The sequence below is a fragment of the Vreelandella subglaciescola genome (genome assembly GCF_900142895.1).
Classification (GTDB): Bacteria; Pseudomonadota; Gammaproteobacteria; order Pseudomonadales; family Halomonadaceae; genus Vreelandella; species Vreelandella subglaciescola.
In genome coordinates this window covers 472,160-495,061 of record NZ_LT670847.1, presented here as the reverse complement: position 1 = coordinate 495,061, position 22,902 = coordinate 472,160, and the positions used below count along the sequence as shown (strand labels likewise).

At 58.7% G+C, this 22,902-nt stretch carries 15 protein-coding genes, 2 tRNA genes and 3 rRNA genes; 10 read left to right on the top strand and 10 right to left on the bottom strand.

Translation table 11 applies throughout. The annotated features are described in order from the left end of the window. The first annotated feature begins 20 nt into the window (after positions 1 to 20). Positions 21 to 3,917 (top strand): ATP-binding protein, encoded by a 3,897-nt coding sequence (locus B5495_RS02250; protein WP_079550961.1) that lies wholly within the window; start codon positions 21 to 23, stop codon positions 3,915 to 3,917. A 40-nt stretch (positions 3,918 to 3,957) separates the two neighbouring features. Here B5495_RS02250 and B5495_RS02245 read toward each other — a convergent pair whose 3' ends face one another. Both B5495_RS02245 and queC read right to left on the bottom strand, forming a co-directional pair. Then, complete coding sequence (locus B5495_RS02245) at positions 3,958 to 4,266, bottom strand: YkgJ family cysteine cluster protein (RefSeq protein ID WP_079550959.1); 309 nt, start codon at positions 4,264 to 4,266, stop codon at positions 3,958 to 3,960. Then, entirely contained in the window at positions 4,250 to 4,960 is a 711-nt protein-coding gene (queC, locus tag B5495_RS02240) for a 7-cyano-7-deazaguanine synthase QueC (RefSeq protein ID WP_079550957.1), read from the bottom strand. The genes B5495_RS02245 and queC overlap by 17 nt, the downstream gene beginning before the upstream one ends. A 206-nt stretch (positions 4,961 to 5,166) precedes the next feature. On the opposite strand from queC, the gene B5495_RS02235 reads away from it, so the two are divergent. Beyond that, positions 5,167 to 5,592 carry an SRPBCC family protein gene (locus B5495_RS02235; RefSeq protein WP_079550956.1) on the top strand — a complete coding sequence of 142 codons (426 nt, stop codon included), beginning with the start codon at positions 5,167 to 5,169 and terminating at the stop codon, positions 5,590 to 5,592. Here the strand turns inward: B5495_RS02235 and B5495_RS02230 are convergent. The 7 genes from B5495_RS02230 to B5495_RS02200 all read right to left on the bottom strand — a co-directional run bounded on the left by B5495_RS02230 (position 5,589) and on the right by B5495_RS02200 (position 13,574). Further along, entirely contained in the window at positions 5,589 to 6,590 is a 1,002-nt protein-coding gene (locus B5495_RS02230; RefSeq protein WP_079554855.1) for an asparaginase, read from the bottom strand. The two genes, B5495_RS02235 and B5495_RS02230, sit on opposite strands and share 4 nt — an antisense overlap. A gap of 105 nt (positions 6,591 to 6,695) precedes the next feature. After that, positions 6,696 to 7,895 (bottom strand): MFS transporter, encoded by a 1,200-nt coding sequence (locus B5495_RS02225; protein ID WP_079550954.1) that lies wholly within the window; start codon positions 7,893 to 7,895, stop codon positions 6,696 to 6,698. An 8-nt stretch (positions 7,896 to 7,903) separates the two neighbouring features. Further along, the gene (locus tag B5495_RS02220) at positions 7,904 to 8,407 is read right to left on the bottom strand and encodes a hypothetical protein (RefSeq protein ID WP_079550952.1); all 504 of its coding nucleotides are present in this window, start codon (positions 8,405 to 8,407) and stop codon (positions 7,904 to 7,906) included. A 95-nt stretch (positions 8,408 to 8,502) separates the two neighbouring features. Continuing rightward, positions 8,503 to 9,765, bottom strand: a complete 1,263-nt coding sequence (locus B5495_RS02215; RefSeq protein WP_079550951.1) for a DEAD/DEAH box helicase — start codon at positions 9,763 to 9,765, stop codon at positions 8,503 to 8,505. A gap of 108 nt (positions 9,766 to 9,873) precedes the next feature. Beyond that, complete coding sequence (locus tag B5495_RS02210) at positions 9,874 to 10,464, bottom strand: PqiC family protein (RefSeq protein ID WP_079550949.1); 591 nt, start codon at positions 10,462 to 10,464, stop codon at positions 9,874 to 9,876. Between the two features lie 52 nt (positions 10,465 to 10,516). Continuing rightward, complete coding sequence (gene pqiB, locus B5495_RS02205; protein ID WP_079550947.1) at positions 10,517 to 12,214, bottom strand: intermembrane transport protein PqiB; 1,698 nt, start codon at positions 12,212 to 12,214, stop codon at positions 10,517 to 10,519. Next, positions 12,207 to 13,574 (bottom strand): paraquat-inducible protein A, encoded by a 1,368-nt coding sequence (locus B5495_RS02200; RefSeq protein WP_079550945.1) that lies wholly within the window; start codon positions 13,572 to 13,574, stop codon positions 12,207 to 12,209. The genes pqiB and B5495_RS02200 overlap by 8 nt, the downstream gene beginning before the upstream one ends. Positions 13,575 to 13,768: 194 nt before the next feature. Here B5495_RS02200 and B5495_RS02195 point away from each other — a divergent pair, with 194 nt between their 5' ends. The 7 genes from B5495_RS02195 (at position 13,769) to rrf (ending at position 21,725) form a co-directional block, all read left to right on the top strand. Next, a complete protein-coding gene (locus tag B5495_RS02195; RefSeq protein ID WP_079550944.1) occupies positions 13,769 to 14,740 on the top strand; it encodes a calcium/sodium antiporter in 972 nt (323 codons plus the stop codon). 78 nt (positions 14,741 to 14,818) lie between these two features. Next, on the top strand, positions 14,819 to 15,820 hold the full coding sequence (locus tag B5495_RS02190) for an adenosine deaminase (protein WP_079550942.1): 1,002 nt from the start codon (positions 14,819 to 14,821) through the stop codon (positions 15,818 to 15,820). A 520-nt stretch (positions 15,821 to 16,340) separates the two neighbouring features. Continuing rightward, positions 16,341 to 17,878, top strand: a 16S ribosomal RNA gene (locus B5495_RS02185). A gap of 167 nt (positions 17,879 to 18,045) precedes the next feature. After that, positions 18,046 to 18,122, top strand: a tRNA-Ile gene (locus B5495_RS02180). A gap of 114 nt (positions 18,123 to 18,236) precedes the next feature. Next, positions 18,237 to 18,312, top strand: a tRNA-Ala gene (locus B5495_RS02175). 262 nt (positions 18,313 to 18,574) lie between these two features. Then, positions 18,575 to 21,462 (top strand): 23S ribosomal RNA (locus tag B5495_RS02170). Between the two features lie 147 nt (positions 21,463 to 21,609). Continuing rightward, positions 21,610 to 21,725, top strand: a 5S ribosomal RNA gene (rrf, locus tag B5495_RS02165). Together the 16S, 23S and 5S rRNA genes with 2 tRNA genes alongside form the textbook arrangement of a ribosomal RNA operon. Before the next feature lie 115 nt (positions 21,726 to 21,840). Here rrf and B5495_RS02160 read toward each other — a convergent pair. Further along, positions 21,841 to 22,056 carry a hypothetical protein gene (locus tag B5495_RS02160; RefSeq protein WP_079550940.1) on the bottom strand — a complete coding sequence of 72 codons (216 nt, stop codon included), beginning with the start codon at positions 22,054 to 22,056 and terminating at the stop codon, positions 21,841 to 21,843. A 216-nt stretch (positions 22,057 to 22,272) separates the two neighbouring features. Here B5495_RS02160 and B5495_RS02155 point away from each other — a divergent pair, with 216 nt between their 5' ends. Next, the gene (locus tag B5495_RS02155; RefSeq protein ID WP_079550939.1) at positions 22,273 to 22,740 is read left to right on the top strand and encodes a DUF2489 domain-containing protein; all 468 of its coding nucleotides are present in this window, start codon (positions 22,273 to 22,275) and stop codon (positions 22,738 to 22,740) included. The last annotated feature ends 162 nt before the right edge of the window (positions 22,741 to 22,902 follow it).

Genomic DNA, 22,902 nt, shown 5'->3' with positions numbered 1-22,902 from the left:
GTCCAGGCAGGATTATCCCCATGCGCGATGCTTGTGAGTCTGACCAGCTTGTCCTTTTAGGACATTTTTCGCTCACCCTTGACCAGGGAGCGTTGACCCAGTTCAGCTACGATAAGGTCAAGGCGCTGCTGGTCTATTTGCTATTGCACCGCCAGCCGGTTAGCCGGGCGGCGCTGGCTGAGCTGTTGTGGCCGGATCAGGGCGTATCCTCGGGGCGCACCAACCTGCGCCATGCGTTGCACTGCCTGCGCCATGCGTTGGGGGAGCGCGCGGATGACGTGCTCAGCGTGTCGCGCCAGACCATTGGCGTGACGTTGCCCCAGGGTTGGCAGATGGATGTGCATCGGCTGGAGTCGCTGCTCGACGGTCCGCAGGATCTGGTCAATCTTGATGCGGTACTGGCGTGCTACCGGGGCGAGCTGGTGGAAGAGCTGCAGCTGGTCAACTGTGCGGCGTTTCAACGCTGGCTGGTGCAGGTACGCAACGAGTGGCGCCAGCGGGTTGTGCGCTTTGCCGAGCAGGTGCTGGACGCGGCCGAAAAAGTGTCGGACGGCGTGCTGGAACAACTCGTCAGCCGGTTTTCCGGCTATGGGCCGTTTCACCAGCGGCTGGTAAAGCAGCTGGCCGAACAGGGGCAGATGGCGGCGGCTCACGAGCGCTATAACGCCTACTTGCAGCTGCTGCCGCTATCCGGGCAGCAGCCCGAACCCGAGTTTTTACAGCTGGCCAGTTACTGGTCCGACGGCGAAGCCGACCCGCGCGCGATGACGCCCAAGGGAGCCTACTCGCGCGCCCTTGCCGCCGGCAGCGCGCCTCTGCGGGAAGATGAAATCGAGCTGCGTCAGCTCTCGGTCATGGCCATCCGTTTGACGCTCGAAGGCGAATGGCAGGATCGCGGTGCGGTGCAGCGCTGCCTGACGCTGCAGTTGGAACTGCTGCGCTGGCTAGAGCAGCAGTGCCATCACCTGGGTGGCTTTTGGCTGCCCGGCGCCACCGGCGGCCTGGGGCTGGCCTGCTTTGGCACTCATGGGCCTGCGCATCAGCTGGCCGAACTGGTCGCCCTTTACGAACACTGCCGCCATGCGCTGCCCCAAGAGGCCGAGCGCCATTGGGGCGGCGCCGGCGAACCGCCGCATTTTACGCTTGCCGCCGGCCTGCACAGCGGCCGCGCGGTGTATTTGCCCGAGCGCCAGCTGGCGGATCCGCTGGGGCAGGTGACGCAAATGTCGCTTGAGCTGATGAGCGCCGCCGAAGGCAGTGAGCTGGTGATTTCCCAAGAGGCCAGCCAGCACATGCCGCCGGCACTTGACCTGCAGCCGCGGCTGGCCTCACGGCTGGTGGCCAGTGATGGCCGTGTACGCCTGCGGGCGCTGGCGCTGGGGCAGAATGAAGGCGGGCGAGATGCCACACCGCCGAGCCTTGTGGGGCGCGAAACCGCGCTGCGCAAGCTGTGCGATGCGCTGGCGCGTGCGGGTATCGGGCTGCGCCAGAGCGTGATGGTGAGCGGTGCGTCGGGGATGGGCAAGTCGGCGCTGATGGTGAGCTTTCGTCAACTTGAATTGAGCCGCGGCGTGGCAATTTGCTGGCAGCCCACGACGCGTCTTTCGGTGCTTGAACCTTACGGCATCGCGCGTAATTTGATCGCCTGGTACTGCGAGGCGCGCCCCGATGCGACGCATTTGCGTACGCTACAGCGCCGGCTGGCTATGCCGGTGCTGGACACCGCCCGTCAGCAGCGTCTGGAAGAAGCGCTCGGTGCGCGCGAGGTGCAGGACGCCGCGCGGTTGACCCAAAGCGGCGAAGCTACCGAGCTGGTGGTGGCACTGGTGCATCGGCTGGTCGAGCATATCGCCAATGAGCACACGCTGGTATTGATGATCGACGACTTGCAGTGGGTCGATGAACCCTCGTTCAAGGTGCTTGCCGGCCTGCAGGCACGCCTGCCGATCAACACTGCCTTTATGCTGGTGGCAAGCCACCACGGGCGCGAATCGCTGCCGATCAGGCTGCACTGGGACCAGCAAGTGTCTCTTGGCCCGCTGGACGCGCTGCAGTCGTCGCGGCTTTTATCTCTTCTTTCAAGGCGTTATCGCCTGCACCTGAGCCCACGCTTGCGTCATCAGGTAGTGGAGCGCTGCGACGGCGTGCCGCTGTATTTGCAGGAAATCTGCCGGCGACTGGATATCGACCGGCGCGAAGGCCGCACGGTACAGCTGGATGCGCTGCCCAACGGTATTTTCGGCCTGCTGGCCAGCCGGATTGACCAGCTGGGCGGTGATCGCGACGTGGCGCACGTGGCCGCGATGCTGGGGCGGCGCTTTCGTCTGGATTTTCTGGCGGCGTGCAGCGAGCTTGAGCCGGCAGCGCTGAGCCGGGCCGTTGAGCAGATGCACAGACTGGAAATCATCGAGCCGGCAGGTGACAGGCAGAGCACCGTGAAGGAGTACCAGTTCAGCCATCGGCTGCTGCAGGAGGCCGCTTATCTATCGTGCCCGCGCGATGTGCGCACGCGGCTTCATCAGCAGGTCGTCACGCTGATCGAAGAACGTTTTCCGGTGTGGATCAGCCGTCATCCGGGCGATTTTGCCGTACACCTGAGCCGCAGCGGCCACGATGCTCGCAGCGCCCGTTACTTTGAACTCGCCGCCCGGGAAGCGCTGAAAGTCAGCGCCAACCGCACGGCGCTGCGTATGGCGGATTCAGGGCTTGAAAGCCTTGAGCGCGTCGGGCACGAACCGGAGCGTTCCATCAGCCTGCTGACGGTGCGCGGTCAGGCGGCATTCGCGCTTGAAGGCCACGGTTCGCACACGGCGCTCGAGAGCTTTGAACGCGCGCGTACGCTACTGCGCGAGGCGCAGGAAGGGAGCGCTGATCCGGTTGATCCGGCAGCGGTTTTTCTGGTCAAGTGGGGGCTTTGGGTCGCGCATAGCCAGCGCTATGACCATGCGGAGGCCTTTGCGCTGACCGTGATCCTTGCCGAGCTGGCGGCAAAGCTTGAAGACCCGTGCTATCGCCGGCTGGCCGACTACGCCCGGGCCCACTGCGAGTACTGGTCGGGCCATGTCGAGAAAGCCCATCGGCAGCTTGAAGCGCTTGATCCGCTGAATACGCCGATGATGATCGAATGGCTGCCGTTTTCAGATCATCCTCAGGTGACCGCGGCCTGTATTCACGGCTGGGCACTGTGCCTGCGCGGTGATTATTCTCGCGCCGAGCGCCAGATTGCCGGGGCAATACGCCTGGCTGAACAGATCAACCATCCCGGCACGCTGGCGATGGCCTTTCTGGTGGGTGCCGCGCTGTATCGCCAGCTGGGGCACGTGCACATGGCCCGGCGCCACGCAGAAAAAGCGGCGGCCATATCGAACACGCCGGACATGGCGTTGTGGCAGCTTTCGGCGCAGGGCGTGCTGGGCTGGCAAAAATCGCTGGGCGGCGATGCCCGAGGGCTTGGCGAGCTTGAGCAGTGCCTGGAAGAAATGGCCGAACTGACCGGGTTTGAGCGCTATCTGCGGCCGGTGCTCTGGTACACCGACGCCTGTTTGGCGCTGGATAAGCTCGATACGGTGGAGGGTTATCTGGACCAGTGTCTGGACATTGCGCTTGAGCGCAACACGCTGTTTCTGCCCGAGTTGGCCCTGCAGCTGGCCTACGTGCGCGAACGCAAGGGGCGGGCGCCTGACGCGATCAAGGCGCTCGCCAGCCTGGCGATCACCCAGGCGCGCAAGCAGGGAAATCGCCACCAGGAGCTGGCGGCACTCGAACTCTGGCTGACACGCATCGCTCCGGATGACGGCGCGGCGTTGGCCGAGTTCCGGCGTCTGCTGGGCGATGTGCAGCATAGCGATGCGCCGGTATGGCTGCGCTGGATGAGCCTGGGCGATCGCCGGCTGGCCGCCCTGCAGCCGGAAAGCTGAGCCGGGGAAATGAGATAGGAAATACGTGGAGGCTGGAACGTCAGCGGGTGAGCGTTTCCAGCTCGGTCAGGGTATCCAGCGCCTGCTGGCGCTGCTCGCCGCAAATGTCCGCGTCGTAGTCAAACTGGCCGCAGACGGCGGGACGGCGAGGGTCGCCAAACAGGCGGCAGAGATTATCCGCATCCAGCTGTGCGCAGCGCTCACCGGCGGGCTTGCCGTTGGGCATCCCGGGAATTGGCGAGGTGATCGACGGCGCGATGCAGCAGGCGCCGCAGCCGGCGCGGCACCCCGCGGGAGCGGCCGGCTCGGTGTGGAATACCTTGCCCGCGTCGCTAAGGCGTGTTGGCATGCGCTGTCTCTGCGTGTCGGGGTGAATAGTCGAGCGGGTCGGTCATGCCGTTGTCGGCAAATGCCTCAAGCCGTTCGCGGCAGCTGGCGCATTGGCCGCAGGCCTGTTCACCGCCTTCATAGCACGTCCAGGTATCGGCGTAGTCCAGCCCCATGGCCAGTCCGTCGCGCAGAATATCGGCCTTGGTGGCGTGCAGGTAGGGCACGTGTATTTCGACCGGCTCCAGATTGGCAAGGCCAGCGGCATGGCGCATGGCGTCAACAAACGCGGGGCGGCAGTCGGGGTAGAGCACGTGATCGCCGCCGTGGGCGCCGTAGTCCACGCGGTCGGCGCCGATGTTGACCGCCTTGGCAATGGCCAGCGAGAGCAGAATCATGTTGCGGTTGGGCACCGCGGTTGAGGCCAGGTTGTCGCTGGCGTAGTCGCCGTGGGGCATGGCCTGGGCGGCGTCGGTCAGTGCCGAGCTATCGATCAGCCCGTGAATGGCGCGAATATCGACCACCTGATGGGGTACGTCCAGCGCGTGGCAGACGCGCTGAGCGGTATCCAGCTCGCGCACGTGGCGCTGGCCGTAGTCAAACGACAGCGCATGGACGTTACGGCCTTCACGCAGCGCGCGGTGCAAAACGGTAAAAGAATCCATGCCGCCGGAGTAGATTACTACGGTGGCGTTAGCGGTAGACGGTGTGGGCATGCTGAGTCCTCGTGCGGAGAGTTTTCTGGCCGGCAGACGGCCAGCTCCGGGATCCGGTCCGGAATGCCGGCAGTTTACGCAAGCGGCAAGCTTGTGCAAAGACGAACCGTTGTTGAGCGCCGGCGTGTTACGCTTATGCTGTGTTCCGTGCCTTGAATGGCCGGTTGTTGCGTCACGTTTTTAACGTATGTCGGCAGGAAGTCACTATGGCCACCATTGAACATAGCGAAATTGTCAGCGCTGAACCCCAGCGCGTTTTTGCACTGCTGCGTCGGGTTGAAGATTTTGCCGACTATTCCGACCTGATCGAACGGATTGAACCCCTGGGCGATGACCGCTACCGCTGGCATGTCCACGCACTCAAGATGGACTGGACGTTTGACGTGGAAGTGGTGGAGGAAAGCGCGCCGACAACGCTTGCCTGGGCATCGCTTAGCGGGGTGAAAAACCAGGGACGTTATCAGCTCGAGCGTGTTCCCGAGGGCACACGGGTCATGCTGACCCTGAGCTATGAGATCGGCAATCGGCTGATGGAAAAGGCGGTCAACCGGGCGGCAACACCGCTGGTGAGCAAGGTCAGCCGGCAGATTCTTGAGCGGGTGGAAGCCCGGTTGAACGACGAACGCGGCTAGCCGTCGCTGCGTTCGCTGACCCATGTGGCCATAAAGGCACGGCGACGCGCGGCATGCTCAAGCGGCAGTGCCAGCAGGTGGACAAGCTTGGTATAGGCCGCTTCCGGCGTCATGTCGGCGCCCGAGAGTACGCCCGCTTTAGCGAGGTCGCCGCCGGCGGCATAGGCGCCCATGTCAACGCTGCCGCGCGGGCACTGGCTGACCGCGGCAATCAGCTTGCCCTGGTCGTTGGCTCGTTTGAGCACCTCGATCAGGGCCGGATCGTCAGCCATATTACCCGCTCCCCACAGCTGTAAAAGCGCGCCCTTGACCCTGTTATCACCTAGCCAGGCGTCAAGCTGCCAGGCCGCCATGCCTGGCCAGAACGCGATGCGCACCACTTCTCCCTGAGCCACCCGACGGTAATCAGCGCGCGGGCTGTCAGCCGCTAACGCTGCATCGTTGACCTGCGTGGGCCGTTCATCCGCGTAGACCAGTGGTTCATTCAGACACTCGCCCAGCGGCGGGGCGTTGGGGCTGATAAAGGCAGCGTTGGCGCTGGCGTGTTGCTTGGTAGCGCGGACGCCGCGCAGCAGATGGCCGGCAAAGTAGACGGCGACGCCGTCAAGCGCCGGCGCCATGGCAAAGCGCAGGGCACCGTAAAGGTTATCTCGCGCATCGCTGTCCGGTGCTTCAAGCGGGTGCATGGCGCCGGTGACGACGACCGGCCGCGTAATGTCGCTCAGCTGGAACGCCAGGCTGGCCGCCGTCCAGCTGAGCGTATCGGTACCGTGCACGACCACCACGCCGGCGTAATCGGCGTGGCGCGTGCGAATATCGTCGGCAAGCGTTTGCCAGTCGAGCGGCGTGGTGGAACTTGAGTCGATCAGGGGGGAATAGCTGATGACCTCCACGCGGGGAAGCGTCTGGCGCTTCTCTGCGGGCAGTGTCTCAAGGGCGCGATGCATGCGGGCGGCAAAGTCGCCGCCCGGCGTCAACCCGTTCGGGCCTGACCGCATACCGATGGTGCCACCGGTATAGATGACCAAAACGGGTAACGCGGTCGTCGATGACAGGTTCACACACGGCTCCTTGATAACAGCGGATGAATAGCGTTTGACGCGTTAATAGCGCCTGACGATGAGCTGACCCTCCTGCTCATCCAGGCGGTGGTTACGCCCGGCGAACAGGGCAAAGCCGCAGCAGACGCCAAGTATGGTAATCAGCAGCCAGGCAATTTGCGCGGTACTGGCGCCGGCCTGCAGCCTGAGCCCTACAACAAAAGGCCCCATGGAGGCCAGCGTATAGCCACCGCCCTGCACCAGGCCGGAAAGCTGCCCGGCAAGGCGCGACGAGGACGTGCGCAACACCAATAGGCTAAGCGCCAGACTAAAGCTGCCACCCTGGCCCAGACCCAGCAGCACTGCGCCCGGCCATTTCCAGTAGAGCGGGGCGATGAGCAAAAGCGCTAACCCCGAGGCGGAAAGCAGCTGCATCAGCACCAGTGCCGGACGCTGATCGCGCCCCAGCCGTGCGATCCAGGGCGCGGCAAGCGCCGATCCCAGCTGACACATGATGGAAATGGACATGGTCCAGCCGGCCGAGGCTTCATTATAGCCGCGGTCGACCAGCAGCGTTGGCAGCCAGCCAAATACCACGTAGGCCATGGACGATTGCAGCCCCATGAATACCATGACCTGCCAGGTCAGCGGTTGGCGAAGCAGCCGGATAATGCCGCTGGTTTCAGGCGAGGAAACCGATCGAGCTGGCTGCTTGGGCAGGCTTATTTCCCAGAAGGCCAGCGCCAGAAGTGCCAATAGCGCCCAGCTCATCAGGCTTGCCTGCCAGCTGCCAAGCCATGTGGCCAGCGGCACGCTAAGCCCCACGCCTAACGCGCCGCCAAGACACAGCGCCATGGTGTAAAGGCCCGTGACGATATCAGCGCTGCCGGGCAGCTCGCGCTTGACCAGTGCCGGCAGCAGCGTGCCACCCAGCCCGATGGCGCCACCGGCCAGTATCGAGCCGATGTACAGCGCGCCGGGCAGTGGCAGGCCACGTAGCACCAGCCCTGCTGCCAGAATGAGCAGCGCCGCGCTAAGCGCACGCTCGCTTCCCAGACGATTGGCAAGGGCGGGCGCCAGCGGTGCACAAAGCCCCAGAAACAGCACGGGCAGCGTGGTCAGAATGCCTGCCTGGGAGGCGCTTAGCCCGGCCACTTCCTGTAGCCGTGTCAGCAACGGCGCGACAGATGACAACGCCGGGCGCAGATTGAGCCCGACAATAAACATCAAGAGCAAGAAGGTAACGGCACGGCGCGATGACATGAGCAGGCTTATTTCAGGTGGGGGCGCAAATCACCGCGAACGGCATCAAGCAGCGTGATGAAGTGGTAGTCGTGCTCGGTATCCACGCAGTCAACCTGAACGCTGGTGCGCATGCCTTTATCCATGTGCACGCGGTCAAATATCTCGAGGGTGACCTTGCGGGCAGGCTTGTCGCCGGGGGCGATAATGCCGTCTTCCAGGGTAAAAGTTTCCAGCAGGGTAGCGCGAACTCGCGCCTGCTCGCCTTCACTGAGTAAGCGGCGGATAAACAGCCAGCCTTCACACACCAGCGCTTCGTTGTTCTCGCGGGTGCGTAAAAACAGCGTGCGGTAGCAGGCGCCTTCCGCAGCGGCCTTTTCCGCCATGCTGCGATAGGCCTGCATCACTTGTCGGGAAGAGGCGTGGGCATCTTCCAGACGTTGGACAATGCCCGAATGTTCGCGGCTCAGCTGTTCCTGATGTTGAAACGTGAGCCAGCGGCGGTAATCGGCAATCAGTTCAGACGACGCCATAGTCACTCCACGGTGAGTCAATGTTTAGGGTGGTCCTGCCTGTTAGCGGGTTTAACATCGCTAAGGGCTCAACATGTGCATAGTTCGGGCGGACGTTAGCTACGCTCTGATGACGAACGATTGCGGGTGCGCGGTTTACGCGTGCGGCCGGGCTTTGCGGCGCGATTGGCATTGCGCGGCGGACCAGAGCGGCGGCCGTTTTCGATCGGCTGGGCGACGGCGTTGGGATCGGGCTCAAAGCCTGGCTCGATGCGGCGTTCAAGCGAAGACTTGATCAGACGCTCAATGTTTTTCAGCAGCTGAGCTTCGTCAATGCAAACCAGCGAAATCGCCTCGCCCTGGCTGCCGGCGCGACCGGTACGGCCGATGCGGTGAACATAGTCCTCAGCGACGTTGGGCAAATCGAAGTTGACCACATAGGGCAGCTGGTGGATATCGATGCCGCGTGCGGCAATGTCGGTGGCGACCAGCACTTGCAGTTCACCGCTTTTAAACGCTCCGAGTGCCCGAGTCCGCGCTCCCTGGCTTTTATTGCCGTGTATGGCCATGGCCGGAATGGAGCGCTTGGAAAGCTGTTCAGCGAGGCGGTTGGCGCCGTGCTTGGTGCGGCTGAAGACCAGTACCTGATACCATTTTTGCGTTTCAATCAGGTGCGCCAGCAGGTCGCGCTTTTTCTCGCGGTCAACCTGATAAACGGTCTGTTCGACTTTGTCGGCCGTCGCGTTACGCTGTGCCACTTCGATCATCTTGGGATCATGCAGCAGCTGCTTGGCGAGCGCCTGAATCTCGTTGGAGAACGTGGCTGAAAACAGCAGGTTCTGGCGTTTGGCCGGCATCAGGCGCAAAAGCCGCTTGATATCGTGGATAAACCCCATGTCGAGCATGCGGTCGGCTTCGTCAAGCACCAGCACTTCCAGGCGGGAAAGATCGACATGGCCTTGCTGCTGCAAATCCAGCAGGCGGCCGGGCGTGGCAATCAAGACATCGACGCCGCGCTTGAGTGCTTCTACCTGAGGGTTCTGACCCACGCCGCCAAAAATGATATGCGTGCGCAGCGGCAGCTTGGCGCCGTACGTGGCGATGCTTTTGCCAACCTGAGCGGCCAGCTCGCGTGTGGGCGCGAGCACCAGCGCGCGAACCTGGCGGCTGGAGGCGCGTTTACCCTGGCTCAGGCGCTGTAACAGGGGCAGGCCAAAGCCCGCCGTCTTGCCGGTGCCGGTCTGGGCGCTGGCCAGCAAATCATGGCCTTCAAGCACGGCAGGAATTGCCTGCGCCTGAATAGGGGTAGGTGTGCTGTAGCCTTCGGCATTGATGGCATCAAGCAGTTCGGCCGATAAGCCAAGATCAGAAAAATCCATAGTGTCTCCGCACGGCGACTTGAAAATTGCCGTGTGATAAAAACGCCGGGCGGTAGCCGCCAGGCGCAGGGGAATGTTAAAGCGTCGCGTTATTTACGCGGTGGCGTATCATAACACGGCGCGTTGGATCGCGGCGGCAATGTCTTTACTTGCCTTTTCAAAGCTTTGGCCAAGCGCGCGTACCAGCGCCGGATAGCCGTCACTTTCCAGCGCGGTTTGAGTGTGGAAACTGGCCATGTGTATCAGGCGGTTTTGATCGTCACGCAGCTGCCATTGTCCGCTGGTCAGGGCATAGCCGTCGTAGCGCCCCTGGAACTGATCAATACTGATGTGCAGCGATAGCGCGCTGTCATCACCGGATTGGCCCTGCATCACGCGCCAGCCCGGCAGCTCGCGAGAAAGGTTCGCTTGCAGGCCGCGTGCCAGCTGCTGATCCAAACCTTCTGCCCACTGGTGCTCGTTCGCCTCACGCAGTTCGATATCATCCAGCTGCATGACGATGCCGTCGACATCCAGATAATGCGCCAGCCGTAGCCGGGCGATTTCAAGCGTGGCATCTGGCGCGTCGGGCGTGGCTGGCGCGGTGCTTGGCAGCAGGTAGCGCGTGGACGGTGTTACCGTGCCGGCGCAGCCGCTTAGCCCGAGGCTAAGCAGCATCAGCGCGGCGATGATAAGCAGTGAACGCTGAAAGACGGACATGGCATTTCCTTTTTATGTGGCTCTTGCCTGTTGGCGTTTTCCGGGCGCGACATCAGGGCGCTGCCGGTGCGCGCGGCACGGGGTCCGTGGTGTCCAGATTATCAAACAACAGTGCCCGCGGGTTCTCGTTCAGAGTTTTGGTCAGCGGTTGCAGATCGCGCAGCAAACGCTCGATGCGGTCCATGGTAGACAGCACATCCTGATACGCCGGCGAGCTGGGCGACAGCCCCTCAAGGGTGGTGCGCAGTTCTTTGAGCGTAGCATTCAAATTACCCCCCACTTCCTGGGTCTCGGGATCGTCAAGCAGACGATTAAGCGATTCGGAGACGCTCTGAACTTCCTTGAGCGTGGCCTCGGCTGCCTGCATGTTGCGGTCCAGGCCAGTTAACAGCGGATCCACTTCAAGCCCGTTGAGCTTGTCCAGCAGGGCGGTGATCTGCCCCTGAATCTGCGCGAATCCGCCGGTCGTGGTGGGGAACACGCTAACGTCGGCGAACGTTTCAGCGGTATAGCTATCGCTGGATTCACCCTGGAAATTCAGGTCGACAAACAGCGCGCCGGTCAGCAGGTTGCCGTTTTTGAGCGTTGCGCGAAGGCCGATCCCAAACAGGCGCTCAAAGCGTGTCTGCCATTCATCGAGGTCGATATGCGCATCCGCCACGCCCAGCCGCTGAGGCTCAATGCGCACCAGCACGGGAATGGCAAAGCTTGAACGCGAGTCTGGCTGCGGGGCGGTGAATTTCCAGGGAACAGAAGCGACGGTACCCACGCGCACGCCGCGGAACTCCACCGGCGCGCCTTGCTTCAGGCCGCGTACCGTATCGTCCACCAGCAGAACGTATTCGATATAGCGATCAAAAGTGCCTTGGCGCGCGCTGTCTTCGCCGTCGTAAAGGCTGAAGCGGGTACTCGATTCGACCTGCTGACCCATGGGTAAATCGGCGGGCACGCCGAACGTCACGCCGCCGCCCAGCAGGGCCTCAAGTGATTCCAGGTTGACCCGTATGCCGTCGGCATCCAGACGGAAATCAATGCCGCTGGTATTCCAGAAGCGGGTGTTATCGGTGACCAGGCTGGCGTACGGCTTTTCGATAAAAATATGGTGCGATACCTGGCGTTCGTCAGGATCAAAATTGACCTCTTCTACGCGCCCCACGGTATAGCCTTGATAAGACACCGGGTCGCCCACTTTTAACGAGTTGCCCAGCTGGCTGACAATGGTCAGCTGCAGCCCGGCCACGCCTGCGGGTGCGATCGGGGGCACATCGCTCACCTTGAATTCGCGCTTAAACTCTTCCGAGCTGCCGGGTTCCAGCTGTATATAGGCGCCGGAAAGCACGGTGTTAAGCCCGCTGATACCTTCGCGACCAATGCGGGGTTTGACCACCCAGAAGCGACTGTCTTCGGTGAGCATAGCCTCTGCCTCGGGGTGAATACGTGCTCTGATGACGGCATTGGACAGGTCATCGGACAGCTGCACGCTTTGTACCTGCCCGACTTCCACGTTGCGCGTGCGAATCAGGGTTTTGCCGGCTTCGATCCCTTCAGCGTTGTCCATGGTCAACCTGACCAGGGTGCCGCGACTGGTATAGTTGTCGTATATCAGCCACATGCCGATAGCAATGGCGATCAGCGGAATAATCCAGATGGGCGACAGCCTGGCCTGTGTCGAGGCTTTGGCGCGGTCCAGCCTGGGAGAGTGTGAAGGCTCTTCCTCTGAGTGTGAGTTATGCGGTGTATCGTTAGCCATCAACAATTCCCTGGGAGGCTGTGTGTGGGGGCGCGGCGTGGGACCGAGTCTGATCCCATATCAGGCGCGGATCAAAAGACATGGCTGCCAGCATAGTGAGCACAACGACGGCGCCGAAGGCAAGTTCCGCGGGGCCGGGAGTGATCGACATCAGCGTGCCGGCGCGAATCAACGCAACGAGTATCGCCACGACAAATACATCGACCATCGACCAGCGGCCAATAAACTCGGTGATGCGATAAAGCACGGTGCGGCTATGGGCGTTGAGTGCGTGGCTGCGTTTGACGACAAGGCAAAGCCAGGAAAGGGCAAACAGTTTGCCTACCGGCACCATGACGCTGGCAACGAAAATAACGAGGGCAATAGGCCATGAACCTGTCTGATAAAGCTCTATCACACCGCCGATAATGGTAGAAGAAGAGGTTTCCCCCAAGCTTGTCACATTCATTATCGGATACAGGTTGGCCGGAATATACAGGATGGCGGCAGCCACTAAAAATGCCCAGGTACGTTGAAGGCTATGCGGGTGGCGTGCGTGCAAGCGCTCATGACAGCGTCGGCAGCGTGTTTTCTGGCCATTATTCTGCAAGCGGTTGACCAGTCCGCAGGTAGGGCAGCCGGTGAGTTGTTGTTCGGCCGCAGTCGCCGCGGCTTGCGTGCCTTCAGGGGCCAGCGGCTCTCCGTCGAGTGAAAACCACATCCAGTCGGCATCCAGAGACTGGCTGGTCAGCAGCAGCAAAAACGCGAAAACGCAAAATGCCCAGAACGACAGGCCGAGTGAAATCTCGGCAAGGCCGGCGATTTTAATCAGGCTGACCAGCGCACCAATAATAAACACGTCGGCCATCATCCACGGCGTAAGGTGCGCCAGGGTGCGTGCAATATCGCGGCTAAACGGCAAGGGGCGGTGACGCATGAGGCCCGTTTGCAGCCACATCACGGCAAGCAGATAGCAGGCCGGCAATACCACAATCGTCATGATGACAACGATGGCGACAATCGGCTGATGGAAGCTGATCATCGCCGTGGCGGTCTGTGCAAGCCCGATGCGGTTGCTGACGCCACTGACGCTAAAACTGATAAAGGGAAAGGACACGGCGGCCAACAGCGCGATAAAAGCCGCAATGGCCAGCGCCATGCTGCGCTGAGCGGGGTAGTGGTGACGCCGTACGAGCGTACATTCGCAGCGCGGGCAGGCGGCCTTTTCGCCTGGGCTCAGGGGCGGTAGCGCACAGACCCAGTCGCACTCATGGCAGGCACGAAGCCGCCGGCGCTGGGTGCGCGCTTCGGGAGGAGAGCGGTCGACATACGGTGCCTGGTTGGTTAATGCAGGCCGCTTGAGAAAGCGATAATTGATCAATCCTCCTCCTTTTATCAGGACGTTATAATGCCAGCATCCGGGCGTGTCAGGTCGACAGGTGGTGCAAGGTTGCGGCGAGCATGAAGCCGTAAAGCCATTTTTTCCTGGTACCTGATGCGAAGCTTGACCCACACGGCCGCTTCAATAACGATGCAGCGGCGATAGTACCCAGATAACCTCACGAAGGAAACGTTATGTTGCTTCCCGTCCTTGCCGTTGTGGCCGGCCTGATTCTATTGGTTTGGAGTGCCGACAAGTTTATCGATGGTGCGGCGGCAACGTCACGCTGGCTGGGGTTATCGCCGCTTTTGATCGGTATGCTGGTCATCGGTTTTGGCACCTCGGCACCGGAAATGATGGTGTCGGTACTGGCTGCTCTGGAAGGTAGCCCAGAGCTTGCCGTGGGTAACGCCTATGGCTCTAATATTGCCAATATCGGCCTTGTGTTGGGCTTTGTTGCGCTATTGACGCCGCTCGCCGTGCATTCCAGCGTTATTCGCCGAGAGATGCCTGTGTTGATGGTGGTCACACTGCTGACCGGCATCATACTGCTGGATGGTTTGGTGGCACGCTGGGAGGCCGCCGTTATCCTGTTGGTTCTTGCGGGCTTCATGCTATTCAGTGTTTTGCAGTCGCGGGCGCAGAAAAACGATGCCTTGACGGATGAGGTCAGTGAAACGCTAAACAGTCATCCCCTGTCTCGGGGCGTGGCGCTTACCTGGACGCTGGTGGGGCTGGTCGTGCTGGTGGCGAGTTCTCGTCTGCTGGTATGGGGAGCGGTGGAAATCGCCACTGCTTTTGGCGTCAGCGAACTTATTATCGGTCTGACGGTGGTGGCGATTGGTACGTCATTGCCCGAACTGGCCTCGTCAATTAGCGCGCTGCGGCGCAAAGAGCACGATATGGTGCTGGGTAACGTCGTCGGGTCTAACCTGTTCAATACATTGGGCGTTGTCGGGCTTGCCGGCGTGATTACACCGATTGAGGCGGGATCTGACGTTCTCACACGGGACTGGGTCGTGATGACGGTGATGACCATACTAATGATCGTTTTCGCCTTTTCCTGGCGCGGGCGCCCACGCCGGATAAACCGTCTGGAAGGTGGCATCCTGCTGGCGCTGTTTGTGGCTTATACCTCGTATATGGTATCGCTCGTTATGTCCTGATGCTATCTCACGGCATCATGCCGGCCTGAATCAAGGCGGTTTTGCCTTTTCTGATGATGGGTAATGAAAGGAGGTGCCATGCAAGATTTCTTACAGCAGCTGCCCAAGGTAGAGCTGCATCTGCATATAGAGGGCACGCTGGAGCCAGAGCTGATGTTCAAGCTTGCCAGCCGCAATGGCATTACGCTGCCTTATGCCACCGTTGATGAGGTCAGGGACGCCTACCGGTTTGACGACTTGCCAGGCTTTCTGGCGCTCTATTTTCAGGGAATGGACGTGCTGCGTACGTCGCAGGATTTTCATGACCTGGCCATGACGTACTTCATGCGAGCGCATGAAGAGGGCGTTGTGCATCTGGATATGCATTTTGATCCGCAGGCGCACCTGCAGCGCGGCGTCACGCTTGAAGCCGTCATGCAAGGCCTGCTGAGTGCCAGGCAGGAGGCGGAGCAATCGCTGGATTTGACGGTCGGCGTTATCATGGCGTTTTTGCGTGATCGGCCCGCCGACGAGGCGCTCGCCGTGCTGGAACAGGCCAGCCCTTTCTGGTCACAGCTTGATGCGGTCGGCCTGGATAGCGCCGAAAATGGTAATCCGCCAGGTGAGTTCGCCAGCGTTTTTTCGCGTGCCGCTGAGCTGGGGCTGGCGCGAGTGGCGCACGCCGGCGAGGAGGGGCCCGCTGATTATATAATCGAGGCACTGGACATGCTCGGGGTGGAGCGTGTTGACCACGGCGTAAGGTGCCTGGAAGACGAAACGCTGGTTAAACGGTTAAGCGATGAGCAAACGGTATTGACCGTCTGCCCGCTATCCAACGTAAGCCTGGGCGTGGTCAAGGAATTGGGGGATCACCCGCTTCCCGCCATGCTTGATGCTGGGCTGAATGTCACTATCAGTTCGGACGATCCGGCCTATTTCGGAGGTGGCATGCTGGCGAACCATCAGGCGTGTTTCGAAGCGTTTGGCTGGGATGAAGCTACTTTTTATCAGCTCACCCGCAATGCTATCGAAGCCGGCTTCATGTCTCGTGATAGGCGCGCTGATCTGCTGGATCGATTGGAGCGTTTGGCGAATGAATAAGAGCAGGTGGAGTCGCACGCGCAAAAAGTTGCAAATAGCCCTTGCCAACGCGGCCATCAAGCCGTAGAATGCGCACTCGCTGCCGACGACGTCTCACGTCACCGGCGGTGTTAGAGCTTTAAAAGCTCTTGTTTGTCAGGCAGTTAGCGCGTCGGTTTACGTTTTGTTTTTCGATAACCGGTTTTGAAAGCGCCCTTGACAAACACCATGGAATGCGTATAATACGCCTTCTTCGCAGCAACGTTAGCCGCTGAGTCACTAGCGACAACGACACGTTGTTCAGGGTAAGTTTTTATGACTCACCCCGCGACACGCTCTTTAACAAGTTGATCAGGTAATTCATGTGGGCGCTTGCCTGAGTGGGTGACAAATCACCTATTATCAAGGCAAGCGACTCGTCAAAGATGAAGCGACTTCGGCCGTTGAGTTTTTTTGAGAACGTTTGAAACCTTGAGCCAAGTTTGATTCGCTTTTTCCCAATGCCTACGGGTGGCGGGAGAGTAAGAATCACAATGATTGTAAACTGAAGAGTTTGATCATGGCTCAGATTGAACGCTGGCGGCAGGCTTAACACATGCAAGTCGAGCGGAAACGATCCTAGCTTGCTAGGAGGCGTCGAGCGGCGGACGGGTGAGTAATGCATAGGAATCTACCCAGTCGTGGGGGATAACGTGGGGAAACCCACGCTAATACCGCATACGCCCTACGGGGGAAAGAAGGGGCCTTCGGGCCTTTCGCGATTGGATGAGCCTATGTCGGATTAGCTGGTTGGTGGGGTAATGGCTCACCAAGGCAACGATCCGTAGCTGGTTTGAGAGGATGATCAGCCACATCGGGACTGAGACACGGCCCGAACTCCTACGGGAGGCAGCAGTGGGGAATATTGGACAATGGGCGCAAGCCTGATCCAGCCATGCCGCGTGTGTGAAGAAGGCCCTCGGGTTGTAAAGCACTTTCAGTGAGGAAGAACGCCGTCGGGTTAATACCCCGGCGGAAAGACATCACTCACAGAAGAAGCACCGGCTAACTCCGTGCCAGCAGCCGCGGTAATACGGAGGGTGCGAGCGTTAATCGGAATTACTGGGCGTAAAGCGCGCGTAGGCGGCTTGATCAGCCGGTTGTGAAAGCCCCGGGCTCAACCTGGGAACAGCATCCGGAACTGTCAGGCTAGAGTGCAGGAGAGGAAGGTAGAATTCCCGGTGTAGCGGTGAAATGCGTAGAGATCGGGAGGAATACCAGTGGCGAAGGCGGCCTTCTGGACTGACACTGACGCTGAGGTGCGAAAGCGTGGGTAGCAAACAGGATTAGATACCCTGGTAGTCCACGCCGTAAACGATGTCGACCAGCCGTTGGGATCCTTGAGATCCTTGTGGCGAAGTTAACGCGATAAGTCGACCGCCTGGGGAGTACGGCCGCAAGGTTAAAACTCAAATGAATTGACGGGGGCCCGCACAAGCGGTGGAGCATGTGGTTTAATTCGATGCAACGCGAAGAACCTTACCTACCCTTGACATCCTGCGAACTTGGTAGAGATACCTTGGTGCCTTCGGGAACGCAGAGACAGGTGCTGCATGGCTGTCGTCAGCTCGTGTTGTGAAATGTTGGGTTAAGTCCCGTAACGAGCGCAACCCTTGTCCTTATTTGCCAGCGCGTAATGGCGGGAACTCTAAGGAGACTGCCGGTGACAAACCGGAGGAAGGTGGGGACGACGTCAAGTCATCATGGCCCTTACGGGTAGGGCTACACACGTGCTACAATGGCCGGCACAAAGGGCTGCGAACTCGCGAGAGTAAGCGAATCCCATAAAGCCGGTCTCAGTCCGGATCGGAGTCTGCAACTCGACTCCGTGAAGTCGGAATCGCTAGTAATCGTGAATCAGAATGTCACGGTGAATACGTTCCCGGGCCTTGTACACACCGCCCGTCACACCATGGAAGTGGACTGCACCAGAAGTGGTTAGCCTAACTTCGGAAGGCGATCACCACGGTGTGGTTCATGACTGGGGTGAAGTCGTAACAAGGTAGCCGTAGGGGAACCTGCGGCTGGATCACCTCCTTAAACGATGCGTCATCCGCCCGGCAAGCGCTCACAATGAATTACCTGATCAAGCGAATAGAGCAAACGGTAGCTATTAAATAATAATGGCTATTTTAGCTGTCGCATAAAACGTTAAATCAGTTGGTAAGTATCGGCCGATTTAGCTTTGTTTGTGCCGGTTAAAAACCGGGTCTGTAGCTCAGTTGGTTAGAGCGCACCCCTGATAAGGGTGAGGTCGGCAGTTCGAGTCTGCCCAGACCCACCAAATTTGCGTGATGCGGCGTTAAAACACAGCTCGTATAGCAGGCTATACTTCGCTGAGTTTTTCCTGGCCTCACAAAAATTTTTGGTGAGCAGTGCGGTTTTAGTAAAACGATTTGGGGCCTTAGCTCAGCTGGGAGAGCGCCTGCCTTGCACGCAGGAGGTCAGCGGTTCGATCCCGCTAGGCTCCACCAATACGCCACACGTCACGTTATTTTCCGTTTGTTTGTGTTCCATGACCATTGATAAGTACATAACGCATGTTGTGCTTATCACTGTTCATTGAACAGTTGCTCTTTAACAATGTATATCATGCTGATAAAAACCGATGGTTTCGTTAAGAATTCTGTTTTAATGTTTTTAAAACAAGAGCTTGATGAAAGCATCATGTGATACGTCTCAAGCGTATCCGGCAATAATCGTTGTCATTGCGACCCCGACTCCTTCGGGTTATAGGGTCAAGCAATGAAGCGCACACGGTGGATGCCTAGGCAGCCAGAGGCGATGAAAGACGTTGTAGCCTGCGATAAGCGTCGGTGAGGTGGCAAACAACCTGCGACCCGGCGATCTCTGAATGGGGAAACCCACTCACCATAAGGTGAGTATCGCATCCTGAATACATAGGGATGCGAGGCGAACCGGGGGAACTGAAACATCTCAGTACCCCGAGGAAAAGAAATCAACCGAGATTCCCCCAGTAGCGGCGAGCGACCGGGGACCAGCCCTTAAGCGTGTGACTGATTAGACAAAGGCATTGGGAAATGCCGCCATAGTGGGTGATAGCCCCGTAGTCGAAAATCTGATCGCGTGAAATCGAGTAGGTCGGGGCACGAGAAACCTTGACTGAAGACGGGGGGACCATCCTCCAAGGCTAAATACTCCTGGCTGACCGATAGTGAACCAGTACCGTGAGGGAAAGGCGAAAAGAACCCCAGTGAGGGGAGTGAAATAGATCCTGAAACCGTGTGCGTACAAGCAGTAGGAGCAGACTTGTTCTGTGACTGCGTACCTTTTGTATAATGGGTCAGCGACTTATTTTCAGTAGCGAGCTTAACCGACTAGGGGAGGCGTAGGGAAACCGAGTCTTAACAGGGCGAACAGTTGCTGGGAATAGACCCGAAACCGGGCGATCTACCCATGGCCAGAGTGAAGGTTGAGTAACATCAACTGGAGGCTCGCACCCAAGTATGTTGAAAAATGCTGGGATGAGCTGTGGGTCGGAGTGAAAGGCTAATCAAGCCCGGAGATAGCTGGTTCTCCTCGAAAGCTATTTAGGTAGCGCCTCACGTATCACCGCCGGGGGTAGAGCACTGTTTCGGCTAGGGGGTCATCCCGACTTACCAACCCGAGGCAAACTCCGAATACCGGTGAGTGCGAGCGTGGGAGACACACAGCGGGTGCTAACGTCCGTTGTGAAAAGGGAAACAACCCAGACCGTCAGCTAAGGTCCCGAAATCCTGGTTAAGTGGGAAACGATGTGGGAAGGCTCAGACAGCTAGGAGGTTGGCTTAGAAGCAGCCATCCTTTAAAGAAAGCGTAATAGCTCACTAGTCGAGTCGGCCTGCGCGGAAGATGTAACGGGGCTAAACCAGGTACCGAAGCTACGGGTTCATCCTATGGATGAGCGGTAGAGGAGCGTCGTGTAAGCCGATGAAGGTGGATTGAGAAGTCTGCTGGAGGTATCACGAGTGCGAATGCTGACATGAGTAACGATAAAGGGCGTGAAAAACGCCCTCGCCGGAAGACCAAGGGTTTCTGTTCGACGCTAATCGAAGCAGAGTGAGTCGGCTCCTAAGGCGAGGCCGAAAGGCGTAGTCGATGGAAAACGGGTCAATATTCCCGTACCTCACAGTATTGCGAAGGGGGGACGAAGAAGGCTAGGTGAGCCAGGCGTTGGTTGTCCTGGTGAAAGTCCGTAGGCTGGGAGTCCAGGTAAATCCGGATTCCTAAGGCCGAGAGACGAGACGAAGACACCACGGTGTTGAAGTCATTGATGCCACGCTTCCAGGAAAAGCCTCTAAGCCTCAGATACTGCGAGACCGTACCCCAAACCAACACAGGTGGTCAGGGTGAGAATCCTAAGGCGCTTGAGAGAACTCGGGTGAAGGAACTAGGCAAAATGGTGCCGTAACTTCGGGAGAAGGCACGCCGGCGTAGGGTGAAGAGACTTGCTCTCTCAGCCCGAACCGGTCGAAGATACCAGGTGGCTGCAACTGTTTACTAAAAACACAGCACTCTGCTAACGCGCAAGCGGACGTATAGGGTGTGACGCCTGCCCGGTGCCGGAAGGTTAAATGATGGTGTTAGCTTCGGCGAAGCACTTGATTGAAGCCCCGGTAAACGGCGGCCGTAACTATAACGGTCCTAAGGTAGCGAAATTCCTTGTCGGGTAAGTTCCGACCTGCACGAATGGCGTAATGATGGCCACGCTGTCTCCACCCGAGACTCAGTGAAATTGAAATCGCCGTGAAGATGCGGTGTACCCGCGGCTAGACGGAAAGACCCCGTGAACCTTTACTATAGCTTCACACTGAACGCTGATGTTGCCTGTGTAGGATAGCTGGGAGGCTTTGAACTCCGGTCGCCAGATCGGAGGGAGCCACCCTTGAAATACCAGCCTGGCATCATTGGCGTTCTCACTCTGGTCCGTAATCCGGATCGAGGACCGTGTGTGGTGGGTAGTTTGACTGGGGCGGTCTCCTCCTAAAGCGTAACGGAGGAGCACGAAGGTACCCTCAGCACGGTCGGACATCGTGCAATGAGTGCAAGAGCATAAGGGTGCTTGACTGCGAGACTGACACGTCGAGCAGGTGCGAAAGCAGGTTCTAGTGATCCGGTGGTTCTGTATGGAAGGGCCATCGCTCAACGGATAAAAGGTACTCCGGGGATAACAGGCTGATACCGCCCAAGAGTTCACATCGACGGCGGTGTTTGGCACCTCGATGTCGGCTCATCACATCCTGGGGCTGAAGTCGGTCCCAAGGGTATGGCTGTTCGCCATTTAAAGTGGTACGCGAGCTGGGTTTAGAACGTCGTGAGACAGTTCGGTCCCTATCTGCCGTGGGCGTAGGATGTTTGAGAAGGGCTGCTCCTAGTACGAGAGGACCGGAGTGGACGCATCTCTGGTGTTCCGGTTGTCACGCCAGTGGCATTGCCGGGTAGCTAAATGCGGACGGGATAACCGCTGAAAGCATCTAAGCGGGAAGCCCCCTTCAAGATGAGACATCCCCGAGGCCAAGAGCCTCCTGAAGGGCCCAGCAAGACGAGCTGGTTGATAGGCACGGTGTGGAAGCGCTGCAAGGCGTTGAGCTAACGTGTACTAATGGCCCGTGAGGCTTGACCCTATAACACCCAAGGGGTTGGCGTCGCAGGACAACGATAAGCTGTCATAAGGCAACGACCTTGATGACAGGCCGGATACGATGAGACGATCACATAGCGTTTTTAGCACAACGTGTTTAAAAAAGTCAGCATGATATATACCCGTTTCGCCTGACGACCATAGCGTGCGTGAACCACCTGATCCCTTGCCGAACTCAGTCGTGAAACCGCTCAGCGCCGATGGTAGTGTGGGGTCTCCCCATGCGAGAGTAGGTCATCGTCAGGCACTTATACTGCAATCAACCCAGCCAATCGGCTGGGTTTTTTGTGTGCGTGGAAGACAAGTGGCATGAATGAAGAGATGAAATAGCAGCAGCTAAGTGAGTCGGTGGGCCCTTTTTTTATCTGCCGGTGTTTTCTGTATCAGGGACTTCACCCGGAATGCGGTAGCGCACGGTGCCGTCCTGTGTGTCTTCGTAGCGCGCATTTTCATCTTCCACCGGAACGCCAATGACGGTTTCCCGAGAGCCGTCGGGCCAAGTATAAGTGGTGCAGCCGGATATGACGGCGCCAAGAAAAAAAATGAGGCAGAAGCATAGTAAGCGGTTGTATCGCAACGGTATTTCTCCTTGATAAAAATGCGGTATTCAGCATACAACATACTGACATTTAGCATGAAAGTGATGCAAAAATATGGATTCACGCATATTTCATATCCCTGCCGTATTAATACAAAAATCTGCACGCAATAAAATATCTACCTTGGTATGCACGATGCGGGGTGAGGTGTACAATTTTGGTAAAGTATTTTAGCGACTCTAAAAGGTAGCCACATGAGTTTAAGCGTAGCATTAATCCTTCTGGCCGTTGGTGCCGCTGTAATCGTCGCGCTGGTGGCTTATGCCGTCAAGCTTCGCGGGGAAGTACAGCGGCGCGACGCATTCCGGTGTGAAGAAGATGCGCGGGCTATCACCAATAGTCTGGAAAATCTGGATTACGTTACCGCAGCGCTGGTGCAGGAACAGGTCGAGATTACCGAAGGCGCCTGGCGCTGTAAGGTATTGCTGGAAATTGTAGAACCGAGCCTTGCTGAGCGCGCAGAATTTAGTGCATTTGCTGAAGTTTACAGTCGTACACGGCATTTGCAGACACATTCAGCGCGAAGTAAGCTGACACCTCGCGAGCGTATGCGCGAAGACAAGGAAAGGCTTCAGGTCGAAGATGAAATGCGCCAGCCTGTGCTGCAAGCTGCACAAGCCGTGATTCAATGGCGTGCCAACGGTGGAAAAACATTGCATTAAAGCATACGGCATTGAAAATGCACGGCTTATCTTTATGCTAGACTGTTGATGTAGTCACACTAGACTGTGTTGTACGGGCATTGGCTGCGCCACGTTGTGTATTGCTTCTTGGTGGCAGGATGTTCAATGATGGACGTGCCGTTTGGCTCTTATGGCATGTGT

What these genes read in the sequence shown, in the direction of transcription:
- queC (WP_079550957.1), bottom strand. Translation starts at nt 4,960, where the DNA reads ATGCCCACACCGTCTACCGCTAACGCCACCGTAGTAATCTACTCCGGC.
- B5495_RS02155 (WP_079550939.1), top strand. Translation starts at nt 22,273, where the DNA reads ATGAGTTTAAGCGTAGCATTAATCCTTCTGGCCGTTGGTGCCGCTGTA.
- pqiB (WP_079550947.1), bottom strand. Translation starts at nt 12,214, where the DNA reads ATGGCTAACGATACACCGCATAACTCACACTCAGAGGAAGAGCCTTCA.
- B5495_RS02230 (WP_079554855.1), bottom strand. Translation starts at nt 6,590, where the DNA reads ATGCGGTCAGGCCCGAACGGGTTGACGCCGGGCGGCGACTTTGCCGCC.
- B5495_RS02220 (WP_079550952.1), bottom strand. Translation starts at nt 8,407, where the DNA reads ATGGCGTCGTCTGAACTGATTGCCGATTACCGCCGCTGGCTCACGTTT.
- B5495_RS02210 (WP_079550949.1), bottom strand. Translation starts at nt 10,464, where the DNA reads ATGTCCGTCTTTCAGCGTTCACTGCTTATCATCGCCGCGCTGATGCTG.
- B5495_RS02235 (WP_079550956.1), top strand. Translation starts at nt 5,167, where the DNA reads ATGGCCACCATTGAACATAGCGAAATTGTCAGCGCTGAACCCCAGCGC.
- B5495_RS02195 (WP_079550944.1), top strand. Translation starts at nt 13,769, where the DNA reads ATGTTGCTTCCCGTCCTTGCCGTTGTGGCCGGCCTGATTCTATTGGTT.
- B5495_RS02250 (WP_079550961.1), top strand. Translation starts at nt 21, where the DNA reads ATGCGCGATGCTTGTGAGTCTGACCAGCTTGTCCTTTTAGGACATTTT.
- B5495_RS02215 (WP_079550951.1), bottom strand. Translation starts at nt 9,765, where the DNA reads ATGGATTTTTCTGATCTTGGCTTATCGGCCGAACTGCTTGATGCCATC.
- B5495_RS02225 (WP_079550954.1), bottom strand. Translation starts at nt 7,895, where the DNA reads ATGTCATCGCGCCGTGCCGTTACCTTCTTGCTCTTGATGTTTATTGTC.
- B5495_RS02190 (WP_079550942.1), top strand. Translation starts at nt 14,819, where the DNA reads ATGCAAGATTTCTTACAGCAGCTGCCCAAGGTAGAGCTGCATCTGCAT.
- B5495_RS02245 (WP_079550959.1), bottom strand. Translation starts at nt 4,266, where the DNA reads ATGCCAACACGCCTTAGCGACGCGGGCAAGGTATTCCACACCGAGCCG.